The following is a 15204-nucleotide window of genomic DNA, read 5'->3' as shown; positions in this document are numbered from 1 at the left end:
TCAGGCGCGCTGCGCAGCGGCAATCACTTCACGCATCATCAGGTTAAGCTCCTCCGCCTGCTCGCGGGAGAGGCCCAGCTTCGCCAACATGGTCCCCGGTACAGACAGCGCTCGTTTGCGCAGTGCGCCTCCCTCAGCGGTGAGGCCGACGGCGAGTGCACGCTCATTGCCGACGACCCGTTCGCGGGTAACCAGACCGCTGGCTTCGAGCCGCTTGAGCATCGGCGAGAGAGTAGCCGGCTCCATGGCGAGCGTGTCGCTGAGCTCACGGACAGTCCGGGGACTGTTCTCCCACAGGGCGAGCATCACGAGATATTGCGGATGGGTGAGGTTGAGCTGCTCCAGCACCGGCCGGTAAGCGCCGATAACGCTCCGTGAGGCCACTGACAGGGCGAAGCACAACTGCCGTTCAAGGAGCAGGTCCTCCCCCTCAGAAATTTCCTGGGAAGCCTCCCCGAGAAACTCCCGAGAGGCCGTCACTCCCGCCCTCCATCGCGCTTCACCAGGTACGTGGAGCCATCAGCGTTTCGGACAACATCCCACTGCTTCAGTTCCTGCTGGCGCTGTTGATGAGCGGCACCGTCGGCGTATTTGATCGGTCCGTCCAATCCGCCCTGGTCTGCGGGTCCGAAGAACATCCGCAGTTTACCCGTGGCGCTCATAAACCGATGTGACAACGGTTTTTTGCCCGTCATTTTTCCAAGCCTCCCGCGATGGTCATCAAATCACCCACCGCAAAGCATAACGGCAAACGTTAGTGCACTAACAATCGGCTGGCCAGTGCCCCAGCGCGCGCATCACGGCAGCCAGTGTGTCCGCACGATCGGACACCAGACCACCCACGCCCTGTTCCAACAGGGTTTCCATCACGGACCGCTCATTGATCGTCCACACGTGAACCGGAATCCCCGCAGCCTTGCATCGCCTGATGAAGCCGCTGGTCACCACCGGAAGTCCGCGGTAGTACCGCGGAACCTGCAGGCAGTCGACACGGGCCACCCGAGCTACCCAGCGGATGAGGCCGGGCACGGACAGCACCTTGATTACCGCGTTCACGGCCATACCAGCGGACGACGCCGTCGGCCGGCTCAGCCGCTTCAGTACCCGCAGACGACGGCGGTCGGAAAACGAGGCAACCAGCACCCGGTCATGAGCTCCGGCCGCCTCAATCACATCAACAAACGGCTGCACGGAGGAACCGTCCTTGATATCCACGTTCAACCGCGCATACGGCCACCGCTCAAGTACCTCGGCAAGGGTGGGAATGCGCTCATTCCCGCGAACTCGCACGGAGTCCAGTTCCGCCAGGGAGTGGTCAGCGAGCCGGCCGGCGCCGTCGGTGACGCGCTCAAGGCGCTCGTCGTGGAAGACCATGACGACGCCGTCACGGGTGGTCCTCACGTCTATCTCCAGATAACGAAAGCCCAGCTCCAGGGCCGCCTCCATGGCGGACAGGGTGTTCTCCCGGCCGTCCAGTGAAAAGCCGCGATGTGAGAAGGCAATAGGGCCTGCATTCTCCAGGTACGGCTTGCCCACGGAGATTCAGGCCGACTTCAGCGCAGCGAGCCGTTCCTCAAGGACCTGCGCCACGCCGTCGTCATCGAACGCGGGTGCGCGAAGATTTGCCGCGGCGAGTGCATCGGGGTGGCCGGAAGACATGGCGTAGCCGTGGCCCGCCCACCCAAGCATCTGGATGTCATTGGGCATGTCACCGAAGGCGATGACGTCCGCCTGGTCGACGCCCAGTTCGGCAGCATACTTGGCGAGCGTGACGGACTTGTTGATTCCCGGCAAACTCATCTCCAGGAGGGGCACGCTCGGCGCCGAGTGCGTTGTAGCGACGAGGTGTTCAACGGCGGGCGCCACCCCGTGCAGGAACTCATCCGGAGTGATGTCCCGCTCACGGGCCAGGAACTTGATCACACCGGAGCCGCTGAGGGACTCACGCAGCGGCCGCGGCTCAGCGGCACCGAGCAGCTCAACGGACCCTGGCTCCGCGAAACCGGGCTCGATCAGGAAGTTGTCCACGGTTTCGGCGGCGAACCGTACTGCCGGGTAGAGCTTCCGGATGATGTCCTGGGCCTCGAAGATGCTCTGATCGTCAAGCAGGTGCGACGCGACGACTTCCTCCCGGCCGAGGTCGTAGGTCAGCGCGCCGTTGGAGCAGATGACAGTTCCCTTGAAGCCGAGGTCCCGTAGGGGCTTGAGCCAGCGCGGCGGACGTCCGGTCACGAACACCACCTCGATGCCGGCAGCCAGACATGCCTCGAACGCACGCACTGTCCGGTCAGAAATCCGCCCGTCGTGCCCGATGATGGTGCCGTCCATGTCGCTGGCGACCAAACGCATGCGCAAACTCCTTGCTTGGGTAGGTATCCAGCCTACCCAAGCGGCACCGGGTCAGCGCGCGCCGGATGAAGCCAGAGCGTTCTTCTCGCCCCTGGATACCTCTGAGGTGATGCCGCAGTACGCGCAGGTCCGCGAGTAACGACGACTGGTAGTGAAGACCGGGATGAAGAAGACGGTGAACTTCGAGGCGCGCTCATCAACGCGCTGGGACGCGTTCTGGCCGCAGTTCGGACAGACAGCCTGCCGGCGGAAAAGTTCCTTCACAGCGGTCTTGAATCCAAACAGAATCAACATGACGTTCCTCCCGAGGGCCTTGGCGATCCTAGTGCTCGTAGGTGCCCACGATACGCGCGCGTCCGAGGGTGTGGGAGAAAAGATTGAAGCCGAGGTAGGCATTCGAGGCCTCGGCGGGCACATCGAGCTGTTCAATGTCGACCGCGTGAACGACTACGTGATAGTGGTGCGGACCATGCCCGGGCGGAGGTGCCGCGCCCACAAAGCCGGGGAAGCCGGCGTCGTTCTTCAACTGGACAGCCCCCACAGGCAGCGCAGCGCCGTCCTCTGTGCCGGCACCGGAGGGCAGGGATGTGGTGCTGACAGGAATGTTGGATACGGCCCAGTGCCAGAAGCCGCTGGCCGTCGGCGCATGCGGATCATAGACCGTGACGGCGAAGCTCTTGGTTTCCTCCGGAAACCCGCTCCAGCTCAGTTGCGGTGAGATGTCCTGACCGCCGGCGCCCATGCGCCCCGACGCATGCTTGATGTCCAGGGGCTGGTTGTGCGCTATGTCGCTGCTCGTAAGCTCGAACGACGGAACGTCGGGAAGATCTGCGTAAGGATCGCGGGTCATGCGTACACTCCTTGTGCTCTCAGTTCATCTCTCGTGGGCGGGTTGGCACCCGCGCGTGACACCGTCACTGCCGCAGCCGCAGCGGCGAACGCAAGGACGCCTCGCATCTGCTCAACGGACAGCTCGCGCAGCTCATTCCGTCGCTGGGCCCCATCCAACTCCCGGTCCACGATAGCGCTGAGCAGCGCCGCCATGAAGGAGTCACCGGCGCCTACCGTGTCCACCACGGATGTCGCCGCCGCCGAAACCTCACACTCCCCGCGGTCAACAACCGCCCACGGACCTTTGGAACCGCGCGTGACCACGACGACGGCGGGGCCGAGCCCCAGCCACCGGCGCGCCGATTCGCGGTGGTCCTGTCCCGGATACAACCACTCGAGATCCTCATCGGAAGCTTTGACCACATCCGCCAGGGCGACGAACTTCTCCGCCTGCTCCCGGGCGTAGGTTGCGTCCTTGATGATGCTCGGCCGGCAGTTCGGGTCATAGGTGACCGTTGCGAAGGGCCGAGCGTACTGGATAGCGGTCAGGACATCATGCGCGCCGGGAGCCAGCATGGAGGCGATGGACCCCGTGTGTACAAGGGTGGTTCCGTTGAAAATTTCATTCCGGGCGGTCAGGTCCGGCAATTCCCACGTTAGTTTGAAGGTGTAATTGGCTCCTCCAACGGGGTCGAGCCTCGCTGATGCCACGCTGGTCGGGTGGGGGTCCGGCGGCAGCGGTGCAAGGACGGAATTGTCGGAGAGGTGCTGATGTATCCGGCGGCCGAATTCGTCGTCCCCGAACCGGCCGAGGAACTGGGTTGGGTGGCCGAGCCGGGACAACCCCACGGCTACGTTGAGTGGGCTCCCTCCGACGTGGGCACGCGGTGGGGCGGTGTCGCTGATGACTTCGTCGATAAGGGCTTCGCCGATTACTGTGAGCACGTCTCAACCTAGCATTTTGCGCCACCGGGGACGGGTTGAAGTGTGTTACCGGAAGCGGTGGATGCTGTAGCCGAGCAGCGTCAGCGCAATGATGGCGGACAACACGAGACTCAGCCCTGTGCCCCACCCGCCGAACAACCACAAGTCTCCGTTGAACGGCCACCAGTCGGGTATGGGCGGCTGAAGCATCCAGATTATCCCGAGGCTCATGAACCCCAGGGCTCCCAGCGCACTGACGGCTATCCGGGGCCAGGTTTTCACACCGATCCTGGCCGCCTTGAAGGCCTGTTTCTTGACCGGGTGCAGCTTACGCTCAGCCCAGACATACTGCTGCGACAGGACTGCCAGGCCGCCGACCAGCATCAACAGGCCCGGTCCTGGCAGCACCAAAGCGGCGATTCCGAGCACGACAAGGGTCCAGCCGATGATTTCGAGGCCGGTGCGGTGGGCTACCCGATGGAAGCGGGATCGCTCGCTCATTGGTGCAGGATTTCACACTTCCGTGAAATCCCCATTAACACGGCTATGTGAGACGCTCAACGGCGGCCGTAACGCGCGCCCACGCATCCGTGCCCGGGGTGATCATCGCGTAATGGTCTCCGGGGATCTGCTCGAGTTCCGCCCGCGCCCCAACTGCCTGCGCGGCCTCGACGTACGACTGTGACTGGCTGAGCGGAACAGTGGTGTCCTCCTCCCCGTGAAGGGCAAGCACCGGCACCGGAAGCGGAAGTGCCGTCATCGGATCCGCCAGGCGGTACTTCTCTCCGTCCGGTTCACCAAGAAAATCCCGCACGGCTCCGTTGCCCAGCTTCTCCTCGTGGGCCCGCTGCAGGTTCAACACCCCGGACTGACTGACGACGCCGGTGATCGGCACCGCCGGCACGCCGCCTCCCGGTGCGTCCCCCGGCAGCGACGACCGCCCGGCCGCCCACACCGCAAGGTGGCCTCCCGCGGAGTGGCCGAGCGCCGTCGTCGTGCTGGTGTTGAGGCTGTGCTCCTGTGCGGCGGCAGCGAGCAGGTCGATGCCAGCGGCGACATCCTCGAAGGTCTGCGGCCAGCCACCGCCGTTACTCACGCGCCGGTACTCGAGGTTCCAGCAGGCGAAACCGCGCGAGCTGAGGTCTTCGGCGAGCGGGGCGCCGAGGTCCAGCGTGTACCGGCTGCGCCAGAACCCGCCGTGGATAATGACGACGACGCCGTCCCGTGCCTGCCCGGCCGGCAGGTAAAGCTCGGCGAACTGGCTGGGGTCTGTGCCATACGTGTAGCGCTTGGGTGCCATGGCTTCCTTGGTGTCCTCTCCTGGACCCGCTGAGCGCCCGGAATCGCAACCCGCGACGGCGGTCGCGCCCAGCAGTGCCGCGCCGAGGACTGCGCGTCGCGGGAGGCCGATCATCCTCGACAGCGTAGCCGGTGTCCGCGGCGGGTGTTTAGATGGGTTGGTGAGTGCATGGGATGAGTTGGACGAGCGGCTGCGGCCGGCCGTCGAGGAGAGCGTTCGGGAGTATCAGCGTGTCCGGCCTGCGCTTGAGGCTGTTGCGGCGGATGCCCGGGAAAGAATCGAGGGCATCTTCACCGGCACGGACCTCCGGCCGCTGTTCGTCACGGCGCGCACCAAGAGCGTCGAGTCGTTCCGGGACAAGGCTTCGCGGATGCTGGTGGATAGTGACGGGCCGCCCAGCCTGGTTTTCCCGGACCCGCTGCGGAACCTGACGGACCTCGTCGGCGTCCGCGTCATCACCACGCTGCCCCATGAGGTGGACATCGCCGCCAACCTCGTCAAGCGCCAGCGGCACGAGTTCGACTGCCGCGGTGACCGTGAAAAGGACATCGGCTCCATTGAGTCGGGTACCTACGGTTACTCCAGTCGACACCTGATCCTGCGGACCATCCAGAACGACGCCGTCCGCGCCTACCAGCAGCTGCTTGGTTCCGATTCCGGCAGCTACCTGTTCGAGACGCAGATCCGCACGGTCCTGGCCCACGCCTGGTCCGAGATTGAGCATGACATCCGCTTCAAGTCGTTCAACCCGAAGGCATGGAGCCCCTATTTCGACCGGCAGTTCACCGCCACGGCGGCCATGCTGGAGAGCGTCGAATCAACCTTTGCGGATCTGCATTCGCGGTATCAAAAGGTCACGGGGTTCTGGGATCCGGAGCGCGAGGGAGGCGTGGAGCTGTCACCGGACCGAATTCGTGAGGTGTGGCAGACGCTGCTGCCTCACGTGGACCGCAAATCCGACGATGACTGGCGCTGGGCCGCCGAGCTGCTGTCCGCCCACGGCCTGACAACGACGACGGCCCTCGCCTCCCTGCTGCAGGCCGACACCATCACGTCCGTTCGGCGCGCTCTCGATCACCGCTATTCGCCCGGCCCAGACCGCCTGCTGGACGACGTGCTGCTCTGGAACTACGGCGAACGGCACATCGAGCTCACGGCTGACCCGTCGTCGGAATCCGGGGCTTCGCGCCGCGACAGTCTGGTGCGGAGGTTCCGCCAGATCAAGACGTTCCGGTCGCGGGGCTAGGCATTTCACCCGGGCCGCATCAGCGCGAGCTGACCCGCCCGAACAGTCCGGCAATCGGCGCCAGCACAACCGGTCGGGCTGCGACCCAGGCACCGATCACGAGCAGCAATGACACAAAGAAGATCCAGAAACCTGCCCAGTTCACGGCATCCTGTCCGCCATACATGTGGTTGAGGTTGCGTAGTGCACCTGTGGCGAATACCAGTGCCACGTGGGCGATGATGAAGGCCACGAAAAAGAGCATCGTTGGGAAATGGATTGCCCTCGCCCACTCGACCGGGTAGAGCCGGTTCAGGGTCTTGGCGTCCTTCGGCCAGGCGCCTGACATGCGCACGCCGCTAATCGCGGCGAGCGGCGCTGCAACGAAGATGATGACGAAGTACGCGAGCATCTGGAGGCTGTTGTAATTCACCCAGCCGTTCTCGGTGGGCCAGTCCAGCGAAAGGTACTGGATCAACGCCGATAGGGCGTTGGGGAACACCTCCCAGGTGGTGGGCACCAGCCGCGCCCAGTGGCCGGTAATAAACAGCAGCACCACGAATATCAGCCCATTCAGGAGCCACAGGATGTCGAGCGCCTGATGGAACCAGAGATTGATGCTGATCTTTCCATCGCCGCCCTTGGACCACTTCGGCGTCCAGTATCCCGGCGGCCGTGTTTCCCTGCGGACCTGCAGGCCGGATCGGATGATGAGGACAATCAGGAAGAAGTTGAAGAAGTGCTGCCACTGCACCCACGCCGGGAAACCGGGCTCAGTGCCGACAGGCAGGGGCGTTTCACCTGGATACGTCGCCAGGAAGTCCTGTATGAAGCCGAGAGTGACGAGCCACCGGGTAAAGAACACCGCCGCCAGCGCAACCACCAGGAGTCCTCCTGCTCCGAGAAGCAGTTTGGCTGTGCAGCTCGGCGCACGGCGCGACCGCGCGACTTTAGTCCGGTCATCGCGGACCGGCGGTTTCGGTGCCGGCTGGGCTTGGGTTGCTGCAGGGGCGGGTTCGATTGGCGTGGGTTCGACCGCCTCGGGTTCAGCACGCACAGGTTCGGTTGGAGCGGATACAGCAGGCGCCGGTTCAGTTGATGCGGCGCTCCCCGTGGGGCCCGCCGGCACGCTTGCCGCGGCAGCGGGAGCGGGTCCTGCGGATTCGGGTGCCGGTTCGACGACGACAGCCGCCTCCGCCGGCCAGGCTTCGCCACCCGGGACGCGGGGCAGTCCGCGACGCAGCAGCCGCGTGGAGCCCGCCCCTACCCTTGCTGCGGCAGGAGCAGCGCTGGAGGAGTCGGATGCTGGTGTCGGTTCAGTCGTGGATGCAGCAGCGGCAGGTACCTCGGGGCGATCGACGGGCTCGGCTGCCGGAGCAGGTGCACTCTTGGCCTGGGGAACGGGGTCCCCAGCCGACGCTGGCGGAAGGGTCGCACGCAGACGGCCGGCGGGGGGCCATGGCTCGCCTCCGGGAACCCGGGGAAGACCGCGGCGAACCGTACGGGCCGCCGTCGGTGCCGCTGACGCCGTGACCTCCTCAGGAGGCGCCGCCGTCGTTCCTTCCGTCGTGAATGCCGCCGACGGGGTTTCATCCGGAGAAGGGCGGGAGGACGGCGCGGTGGGGACAGAATCCGCCGTCGTTGTGTCCGCGCCGGCGCCGTTACCGTTGCCAGCAACAGTGGCCGGATCGGCAGCGGGATCCCGGGTGACGCTGTCGTGCAGCTCGGCGGGCATGGCATCCGCAGGAGGCCACGGTTCCCCGCCGCTCTGCCGGGGCAATCCCCGGCGCATTGTGCGACCGTGCGTCGCCATGCCCTACTCCTTCCGCGCCGAGAGCGACTTGATCAGCTGCGGCACGACCTCAAAGACGTCTCCGACGACACCGAAGTCAGCGATTTCGAAGATCGGCGCGTTCGGGTCCTTGTTGATGGCGACGATGGTCTTTGCCGTCTGCATGCCCGCCCGGTGCTGGATGGCGCCCGAGATACCGAGGCCCACGTACAGTTCCGGGGAGATCGAGACGCCGGTCTGCCCGATCTGGTAGCTGTTCGGCACGTACCCGGCGTCGACCGCAGCACGGGAAGCACCGACGGCTGCGCCCAGGACATCGGCCAGCTGCTCAACGAGGGCGAACTGCTCCTTGGAGGTGAGCCCGCGACCGCCCGCCACCACTCTGGCGGCGCCGCGCAGTTCCGGGCGGGTGGACGTCATCGTCCGCTCCTCAAACGACTCGATCGAGGCTGCGGCAGCTCCGGACGGCGGGACGTCAAGCGACTCGACTGCGGGGCTTGCAGCCTCCGCTCGGGCATCGACTGCACCTTCGCGGATGGTGATCACCGGCGCACCGAAGGTGGGCGCGCTGTCGACGTTGTAGGCGCCCCCGTACACAGAATGGCGGGCTACGATGCCCTCTTCGTCACGCGCAACCCCTACAGCGTCCACGGCGAGCGCGGAACGCGTGCGAGCGGTGAATCGTCCAGCTACGTCACGCCCGTCGATGGAGTTGGAGATCAGGATGGCGTCCGGCCGAACGAGATCCGCGGCGGCGGCCAGTGCATCGACCGTGGGCACTGCAAGCAAGGAGGACGCTGCTTCAGGCTCTGCTACCAGCACATACTGTGCCCCGAGGGAGCCCGCAGCCTGTCCCGCCTCAGCTCCCTTGCCGGCCCCGGTCACAAGAAGCACAACCGGCGTGCCGACCTGAGCGGCTGCACCGAGCAGTCCCGCCGCGCTCCTGGCCAGCTCTCCCGAGGGCGTCGTTTCGAGGAGGACGAGAATTGAGTTGTCAGGGAATGTGGTCATGGTTGTTCCTTAGGCGAGTCGGTTCTGAATCAGGAACTCGGCGAGCTTCTCCCCGCCGTCGCCCTCGTCGATGATCTTTGTTCCGGCTGATCGGGCGGGCCGTTCGGAGACTGCAAGCATGATGGACCGGGGAGTGTCCAGGGCTTCCGGATCGATGTCGAGGTCGGAGGCCGTCAGGGTCTCGACCGGCTTCTTCTTCGCCGCCATGATGCCCTTGAAGTTGGGGAACCGCCCGGTGGGGAAACGCTCCGTAATCGAGATGACCGCCGGCAGAGGAGCCGAGACTGTCATGATCCCGCCGTCCGTCTCCCGTGTTCCGCGTGCGGCATCAGCCGATAGTTCCATCGTGGCCAGGGTGCTCGCATGCGGTACGCCGAGCAGTTCGGCGATCATTGCCGGGAGCACCCCGCCGTAACCGTCAGTGGACAGGTTTCCGGCGATCACAAGATCGAACCCGGTACGGCGAATCGCCGCTGCAAGCACCTCGGCAGTGAGGCCCAGGTCGGCACCCACGAGTTTCTCATCGGCGATGTGGACCAGCTTGTCCGCGCCCATCGCCAAAGCCTTGCGCAGCGTTGACGTTGCTGTTTCAGGAGCCATGGAGACGACGGTAATTTCCACGTTGTCGATCGAGCCCGTCTGCGACAGTGCCAACTCGAGTGCGCGCTCACCAATCTCGTCGAGGACGGTCTCGCTGGCGCCCCGCTCAGCGAGTCCCGTCTCGAGATGCAGCTTCCGTTCCCCGTAGGTGTCCGGCACCTCTTTCATGAGAACGACGATCTTCATTGACCCTCCTAAGTGTCTGACGCATTCCCGCAGCACCTCGACCACTTAAGTGAAGGAGCGTTAACCGAAACCGTCTGCACAGAGGATACCGCGAGACCGGCTAGGCGTGGGTTTCCGAGGGCGCAGCAGGTGAAGGCTTCGTGCCGTCGCTTCCCCAGTTGCGCAGCATCCCGACAGCGTCGAGCCCGGTGGTGTCCTTCAACAACTGGAGGGTCTGCTGCAAACCGCCGCTGACGTTCTTGCTGAGCTGGCTGGCGCCGTCTGTGGAGATGACCGTCATGTTGTCGATCGAGGACATCGGTGCGGCAATTTCGCGCGCCACCAACGGCAGCATCTCCATGACCTTGTTGAGGACGGCGGCGTCGTTGAACTGCTCGTAGGCGCGGGCCTGGGCCTCGATACCCTGCGCTTCGGCGATGCCCTTCTGACGAACGACGTCGGCCTCGGCGACACCCCGGACCTGGATGACCTCTGCCTCGGCTGCACCGTTGGCACGGGTGACCGCTGCGGCAGCGTTACCCCGGGCGGTGCTGGCGGCGGCCTCGGCTTCGGCGGCGACCCTGTCGCCCTCTGCGGTCAGCCGGCGCTTGGTCAGCAGGACCTCGGCTTCAACCTGGTCTGCCTCCGACTGGCGTTTGCGCTGCTCGAGTTTACCGGCCGCTTCCTGTTCCACACGGTACTTTTCGGCGTCGGCGGGCTTGCGGATCTCGATGTCGAGTTCCCGCTCGCGCAGTTCCGCCTGGCGGGAGGTCACCTGCTGCTCCTTGAGCAGGATCGCCTCCTTCTGCTCGGCAGCGGCAAGGGGGCCCGCAGCGTCGGCCTGCGCCTGGCGTGCGTCGGCGACTTCCTTCAGCTCGGCGCGGCGGATAGCAAGGCGCTGTTCGGCCAGCGCTACCTGCTCGTCGGCGATCGCGGCAGCTTCTGCGGCTTCCTGTGCGGCGTTGGCCTCGGCGATTTTGGCCAGCTTTTCGGCCAGGGCGGCCTCGGGACGTCCGAGATTCGTCAGGTAGCTGGAATCGTCATTCACGGACTGGATCTGGAACGTGTCGATGACCAGGCCCTGATTGTGCATCGAGTGCTCCGCCTCTTCCTTCACGCTCTTGGCGAAGGAAGCACGGTCCTTGATGATGGAGTCGACGGAGAGCGTGCCCACGATCGAGCGCAGTGAACCGGACAACGTTTCCTGCGTGTAGTGGTCGATCTGCTCCTGCTGGTTGAGGAAGCGCTGGGCCGCGCGGCGGACGGCTTCTTCGTCGCCGCCGACCTTGATCTGGGCCACGCCGGTCAGGTGGAGCTTGATGCCGTTTTTGGAAATGCCCTCGATCTGGAGGGTGACCTGCCGGGAGGCCAGCGAGATGGAGAACGCCCGTTGCGTGAACGGGTTGATGAAGGTTCGCCCGAAGACCACCCGCTGACTTTCCTGGGCACCCTTCCCGGTGATGATGAGCGCTTCCGACGGGCTCGCGATCCGCAGGGCCATACGGGCGACGATGACGGCGATCAGAGCAAGAACAACAACGACGCCGGCAATCACCCCAAGCGTGATTAACAGACCAATGTCCACAATTTCCCCCATTTATGAGACTGACTAGTGACGGCGGTTACTCGCCGACACCGACGCTACACGATGGGGAAAGGGAGCCTCGTGCGCCGTCGTCGCCCCGGTTTCTCAGGCGCCTTCGCGCCGGGCGTCAGCCCAGCTTTCCACAGCAGCGAGATGCCGTCGGGCGGCTGCCACCACGGCGTCGGGCCGAGGGTTCCGCCATGCCTGCTCAAGGTCGAAGAGCGCCTCGGCAACGGCGCGGCGCGCGGCGGCCAGAGTAATGGACTCCTCCGCCGAAGTGCTCTGTGTTGCCTGGTTGATGCTCATGACCCTTATTCGTACCTGCGCGGTCTTAGGACTGTGTATCCTGCAACGAATTTAGACGTCGGGTGGTGCGAGCTGCCAATCGGTCACGACGCCGATGTCCTTGCCTGCGTCCCGCGTGTTCAGATTTCGACAACGACGTCGGACGGTCGCTTGTCCGGTCGCCACCCCCGCCATACCGGGTGGCGCAGCTTGCCGCCCTGTGTGCGTTCGCTGAACTGGACCTCGCCTACGAGCGCCGGGCGTACCCACCGGGCATCCGACGCGTCAGGCGCCGGAACGTCATCGAGTGGTGGAGTCTTGCGGCCCATCTTTTTCAGCCGCGAACCGATCTCGGCCAGTTCCCGCTCCGTCAGGCCGGAGCCGACCCGCCCGATGTACTTCAGCTCCACACCGTCGGGGATCGCCACCAGCAGTGAACCGACCTTGTGCGCACGGCTGCCCTTGCCCGGCCGCCAACCTACGACGACGACCTCCTGGGTCAGTGAGTGCTTGATCTTGACCCACGATTCGGAGCGGCGGCCCGGCGAGTAGGGACTGTTCACCCGCTTGGCCATGATCCCTTCAAGGCCAAGTTCCTTGCTCGCGTCAATGGCTTCGTCCAGGGTCGCATCCAGGGCAGGCGGTACCTGGATGTGGCCGTCCCCGAGTGCGTCGACTGCCTGTTCGAGGACTTCGCGGCGTTGGGAGTACCCGAGGTCAAGCAGCGAGTTGCCGTCGAGGTGCAGCAGGTCGAAAAGCAGGAAGTGAACCGGCGTCCGCTTCCGTGCCGCATCGATGTCCGACTTCTTGGTCAGGTTCATGCGCCCCTGGAGCATCCCGAAATCGGGCCTGCCGGCTTTGTTGATGGCGACGATTTCGCCGTCGAGCACTGCCTGTTCTCCGTTGACGTAGCTGCCTAGGTCGGCCAGTTCAGGGTAGGCGTTGGTCAGGTCGTTGCCGTTCCGGCTCAGGAGCCGGGTTCCGTCCGGCGTGACGGTCGCGAGGGCCCGGATACCGTCCCACTTCATCTCGAAGGCCCAGTCGTCCTCGGAACGCAGCAGCCCCGGAGACCCCGTGGTCGCCAACATGGGCTTCAGCTGAGGCAGGTCCTCTGCCGGCCGGGGCGTGAACGCCGGTGGTGACGCCTGACCGGGCTGTTCCTTCATGAGGTGGATCAGCCAGTTCTTCTCGGCGGAGTCGGTGGAGCCGCCGGTGTGAATGAGGGCGTACCTGCGCACAGCGTTGCCGCCCTTGGCAAGGCCGCCATCCTCGCGGCCGTGCAGGGTGCAGATGACTTCCTTGCCGGGCCGCCATTTCTCGGCTTCATAGGTGCCGGAGTCCCAGATGTGGACCTCGCCGCCGCCGTACTCACCTTTGGGGATGGTGCCTTCGAAGGACGCGTAGTCCAGCGGGTGGTCCTCGGTCTGGACGGCGAGGTGATTCTCACCGGTGGAGGTCGGCGGCCCTTTCGGGATGGCCCAGGAGACCAGGACGCCGTCGCGCTCCAGCCGGAAGTCGTAGTGCAGGCGCCGCGCGTGGTGTTCCTGGATGACGAAAGTGTTGCCGCCGGACTCCCCCACCTTGTCCGGGACAGGCTCGGGCGTCTTGGAGGCGTCCCGCATGGAACGGTACGTGTGCAGCCGGTCCGGGCCGCCGTCGTCGTGTGAGCCCAAGGCAACAGCCGCCCCGTCGGCCTGTCCGGGATACATGTCGGCCAGCAGGTCCCCGTACTCCCGGATGCGCTCAACGACCTGCTCGAAGTCGACGTGGGCAAGATCAGGATCGTCGAGTTCCTCCCAGGTCCGCGGCGCCGCCACCATCGGGCGCACCTTCCCACGGAGGGAGTAGGGCGTGATCGTGGTCTTGTTGCGGTTGTTCTGGCTCCAGTCCAGCAGCACCTTTCCACCGCGCAGCGACTTCTTCATGTCGCTGACCACCAGATCCGGATGGTCAGCTTCAAGGACCCGCGCCAGTTCCTTCGCGACGGCGGATACCTGATCCGAGGTCTGCTTACGGTCGAGCGCGGCGTATAGGTGGATACCCTTCGACCCACTGGTAACCGGCCGGGGATCCAGGCCCATGTCGTTGAGGATCTCCCGGGCCAGCCGCGCCGCCTCCGCGCATTCAAGAAGCGAAGCGCCCGGGCCAGGATCCAGGTCCAGCACCATCCGGTCCGGGTTGTTAATTTCGCCGTTGGGCCCGAACTGCCACTGCGGGACGTGGATTTCGAGGGCGGAAATCTGTCCCAGCCACGTCAGCGTCGCCAGATTGTTGAGCATCGGATACACGTTGGTGTGGTCACTGTGCTCAATACCGCGCCGCTCCACCCACGACGGCGCCGACTTGTCCAGGTTCTTCTGGAAGAACACTTCCCCCGGCTTGTCCTCGGTTCCAACGCCGTTGACCCACCGCTTGCGGGTCACCGGGCGGTTACGGGCGTGAGGAATAAGGCAATCAGCGACGGCGGCGTAATAGGCCAGGACGTCGGCCTTCGTGGTGCCGGTTTCGGGATACATCACCCGGTCCAGGCTGGTCAGCTTCAGGCGGCGCCCATCGACGGTAACCGTCTGCTGCGCGTTGCCGGTGGCCATTTCCCCAGTCTTGTAGGGATGCGCCGTTTTCGCCAGTGGCGGCAGCGGGCACAACCGCCCGGTCAGTCGCCGAACTGCTCCTCGTACCGGGCCACGTACTGATCCCACAGCGCAGGGTCCTGCCCGAGGGAGCGTTCATTCAGGTAATCGTCCAGGCCCATCAACGTCAGGTGCCAGCCTGCCGCCGACCGGGCGATGTCCTGGCCCTCCTGAATGGTGTTGGTGAGCGTGAGGAGGCTGCCGCCGTCGTCGTCGTCCTCAATTTCCCAGCGCAGGACTTCCTCATCCCAGGTGTAGGCGAGCAACCGGGGCTTTTCCGCCTCCAGGACGGTGCCCTCCATGGCCTTCTGGCCGGGGAATTTGAAGGTGACCACGGCACCCGGCCGCGGCAGGATATCCAGCTGGCACGGGAACCAGTACTTGAGTTTCTCGGGCTCGGTGAGGTGCTTCCAGAGCACCCTGGCCGGTGCGTTGAAGCGCATTTCGAACCAGAGGGCGGGTTCTCCATCGGCAAGCGTCTTGGTAACCATCGGTTCGGAGTTCACC

General features: G+C 65.0%; 17 protein-coding genes. 1 reads left to right on the top strand and 16 read right to left on the bottom strand.

The features are described 5' to 3' along the window. From AC4D1W_RS13885 to AC4D1W_RS13845, 9 genes are all read right to left on the bottom strand, one after another. Nucleotides 1-480: a MarR family winged helix-turn-helix transcriptional regulator gene (locus tag AC4D1W_RS13885; protein WP_490899121.1), complete on the bottom strand. Its 480-nt coding sequence runs from the start codon at nucleotides 478-480 to the stop codon at nucleotides 1-3. Further along, a complete protein-coding gene (locus AC4D1W_RS13880) occupies nucleotides 477-662 on the bottom strand; it encodes a hypothetical protein (RefSeq protein ID WP_490891109.1) in 186 nt (61 codons plus the stop codon). Before AC4D1W_RS13880 ends, AC4D1W_RS13885 begins: the two co-directional genes overlap by 4 nt. A gap of 100 nt (nucleotides 663-762) precedes the next feature. Next, the gene (locus AC4D1W_RS13875) at nucleotides 763-1536 is read right to left on the bottom strand and encodes a glycerophosphodiester phosphodiesterase family protein (protein WP_490899120.1); all 774 of its coding nucleotides are present in this window, start codon (nucleotides 1534-1536) and stop codon (nucleotides 763-765) included. Between the two features lie 6 nt (nucleotides 1537-1542). Further along, the gene (locus AC4D1W_RS13870) at nucleotides 1543-2349 is read right to left on the bottom strand and encodes an HAD family hydrolase (protein ID WP_490891107.1); all 807 of its coding nucleotides are present in this window, start codon (nucleotides 2347-2349) and stop codon (nucleotides 1543-1545) included. A 51-nt stretch (nucleotides 2350-2400) separates the two neighbouring features. Further along, the gene (locus AC4D1W_RS13865) at nucleotides 2401-2643 is read right to left on the bottom strand and encodes a zinc-ribbon domain-containing protein (protein WP_490899119.1); all 243 of its coding nucleotides are present in this window, start codon (nucleotides 2641-2643) and stop codon (nucleotides 2401-2403) included. A gap of 28 nt (nucleotides 2644-2671) precedes the next feature. After that, nucleotides 2672-3199, bottom strand: a complete 528-nt coding sequence (locus AC4D1W_RS13860; protein ID WP_490891104.1) for a YbhB/YbcL family Raf kinase inhibitor-like protein — start codon at nucleotides 3197-3199, stop codon at nucleotides 2672-2674. Continuing rightward, nucleotides 3196-4125 carry a carbohydrate kinase family protein gene (locus AC4D1W_RS13855; protein WP_490899118.1) on the bottom strand — a complete coding sequence of 310 codons (930 nt, stop codon included), beginning with the start codon at nucleotides 4123-4125 and terminating at the stop codon, nucleotides 3196-3198. The genes AC4D1W_RS13860 and AC4D1W_RS13855 overlap by 4 nt, the downstream gene beginning before the upstream one ends. Before the next feature lie 45 nt (nucleotides 4126-4170). Continuing rightward, on the bottom strand, nucleotides 4171-4605 hold the full coding sequence (locus tag AC4D1W_RS13850; RefSeq protein ID WP_490891100.1) for a PGPGW domain-containing protein: 435 nt from the start codon (nucleotides 4603-4605) through the stop codon (nucleotides 4171-4173). A 43-nt stretch (nucleotides 4606-4648) separates the two neighbouring features. Then, on the bottom strand, nucleotides 4649-5518 hold the full coding sequence (locus AC4D1W_RS13845; RefSeq protein ID WP_490899117.1) for an alpha/beta hydrolase family protein: 870 nt from the start codon (nucleotides 5516-5518) through the stop codon (nucleotides 4649-4651). 43 nt (nucleotides 5519-5561) lie between these two features. On the opposite strand from AC4D1W_RS13845, the gene AC4D1W_RS13840 reads away from it, so the two are divergent. After that, nucleotides 5562-6650, top strand: coding sequence for a GTP pyrophosphokinase (locus AC4D1W_RS13840; RefSeq protein ID WP_490899116.1), 1089 nt, complete (start codon nucleotides 5562-5564; stop codon nucleotides 6648-6650). A 19-nt stretch (nucleotides 6651-6669) separates the two neighbouring features. Here AC4D1W_RS13840 and AC4D1W_RS13835 read toward each other — a convergent pair whose 3' ends face one another. The 7 genes from AC4D1W_RS13835 to AC4D1W_RS13805 form a co-directional block, all read right to left on the bottom strand. Next, the gene (locus AC4D1W_RS13835) at nucleotides 6670-8442 is read right to left on the bottom strand and encodes a cytochrome b/b6 domain-containing protein (RefSeq protein WP_490899115.1); all 1773 of its coding nucleotides are present in this window, start codon (nucleotides 8440-8442) and stop codon (nucleotides 6670-6672) included. Between the two features lie 3 nt (nucleotides 8443-8445). Beyond that, entirely contained in the window at nucleotides 8446-9432 is a 987-nt protein-coding gene (locus tag AC4D1W_RS13830; protein WP_490899114.1) for an electron transfer flavoprotein subunit alpha/FixB family protein, read from the bottom strand. Nucleotides 9433-9441: 9 nt separating this feature from the next. Then, nucleotides 9442-10218 carry an electron transfer flavoprotein subunit beta/FixA family protein gene (locus AC4D1W_RS13825; protein ID WP_490899113.1) on the bottom strand — a complete coding sequence of 259 codons (777 nt, stop codon included), beginning with the start codon at nucleotides 10216-10218 and terminating at the stop codon, nucleotides 9442-9444. 100 nt (nucleotides 10219-10318) lie between these two features. Then, nucleotides 10319-11794, bottom strand: a complete 1476-nt coding sequence (locus AC4D1W_RS13820) for a flotillin family protein (RefSeq protein ID WP_490891089.1) — start codon at nucleotides 11792-11794, stop codon at nucleotides 10319-10321. Between the two features lie 93 nt (nucleotides 11795-11887). After that, entirely contained in the window at nucleotides 11888-12088 is a 201-nt protein-coding gene (locus AC4D1W_RS13815) for a hypothetical protein (protein ID WP_490891087.1), read from the bottom strand. Nucleotides 12089-12207: 119 nt separating this feature from the next. Then, a complete protein-coding gene (locus AC4D1W_RS13810; protein WP_490899112.1) occupies nucleotides 12208-14658 on the bottom strand; it encodes an ATP-dependent DNA ligase in 2451 nt (816 codons plus the stop codon). A 62-nt stretch (nucleotides 14659-14720) separates the two neighbouring features. Further along, complete coding sequence (locus AC4D1W_RS13805) at nucleotides 14721-15203, bottom strand: SRPBCC domain-containing protein (protein ID WP_490891084.1); 483 nt, start codon at nucleotides 15201-15203, stop codon at nucleotides 14721-14723. Nucleotide 15204: the final 1 nt, after the last annotated feature.

It is taken from the genome of Arthrobacter sp. TJ-170 (assembly GCF_058269305.1).
The sequence above is the reverse complement of the archived record's forward strand: the minus strand, read 5'-3'. Positions and strand labels throughout refer to the sequence as shown.

Excerpts from the sequence above, each read along its gene's own strand:
- AC4D1W_RS13865 (WP_490899119.1), bottom strand. The coding sequence starts at position 2,643 with ATGTTGATTCTGTTTGGATTCAAGACCGCTGTGAAGGAACTTTTCCGC.
- AC4D1W_RS13870 (WP_490891107.1), bottom strand. The coding sequence starts at position 2,349 with ATGCGTTTGGTCGCCAGCGACATGGACGGCACCATCATCGGGCACGAC.
- AC4D1W_RS13820 (WP_490891089.1), bottom strand. The coding sequence starts at position 11,794 with ATGGGGGAAATTGTGGACATTGGTCTGTTAATCACGCTTGGGGTGATT.
- AC4D1W_RS13860 (WP_490891104.1), bottom strand. The coding sequence starts at position 3,199 with ATGACCCGCGATCCTTACGCAGATCTTCCCGACGTTCCGTCGTTCGAG.
- AC4D1W_RS13825 (WP_490899113.1), bottom strand. The coding sequence starts at position 10,218 with ATGAAGATCGTCGTTCTCATGAAAGAGGTGCCGGACACCTACGGGGAA.
- AC4D1W_RS13850 (WP_490891100.1), bottom strand. The coding sequence starts at position 4,605 with ATGAGCGAGCGATCCCGCTTCCATCGGGTAGCCCACCGCACCGGCCTC.
- AC4D1W_RS13835 (WP_490899115.1), bottom strand. The coding sequence starts at position 8,442 with ATGGCGACGCACGGTCGCACAATGCGCCGGGGATTGCCCCGGCAGAGC.
- AC4D1W_RS13830 (WP_490899114.1), bottom strand. The coding sequence starts at position 9,432 with ATGACCACATTCCCTGACAACTCAATTCTCGTCCTCCTCGAAACGACG.
- AC4D1W_RS13845 (WP_490899117.1), bottom strand. The coding sequence starts at position 5,518 with ATGATCGGCCTCCCGCGACGCGCAGTCCTCGGCGCGGCACTGCTGGGC.
- AC4D1W_RS13880 (WP_490891109.1), bottom strand. The coding sequence starts at position 662 with ATGAGCGCCACGGGTAAACTGCGGATGTTCTTCGGACCCGCAGACCAG.
- AC4D1W_RS13810 (WP_490899112.1), bottom strand. The coding sequence starts at position 14,658 with ATGGCCACCGGCAACGCGCAGCAGACGGTTACCGTCGATGGGCGCCGC.
- AC4D1W_RS13815 (WP_490891087.1), bottom strand. The coding sequence starts at position 12,088 with ATGAGCATCAACCAGGCAACACAGAGCACTTCGGCGGAGGAGTCCATT.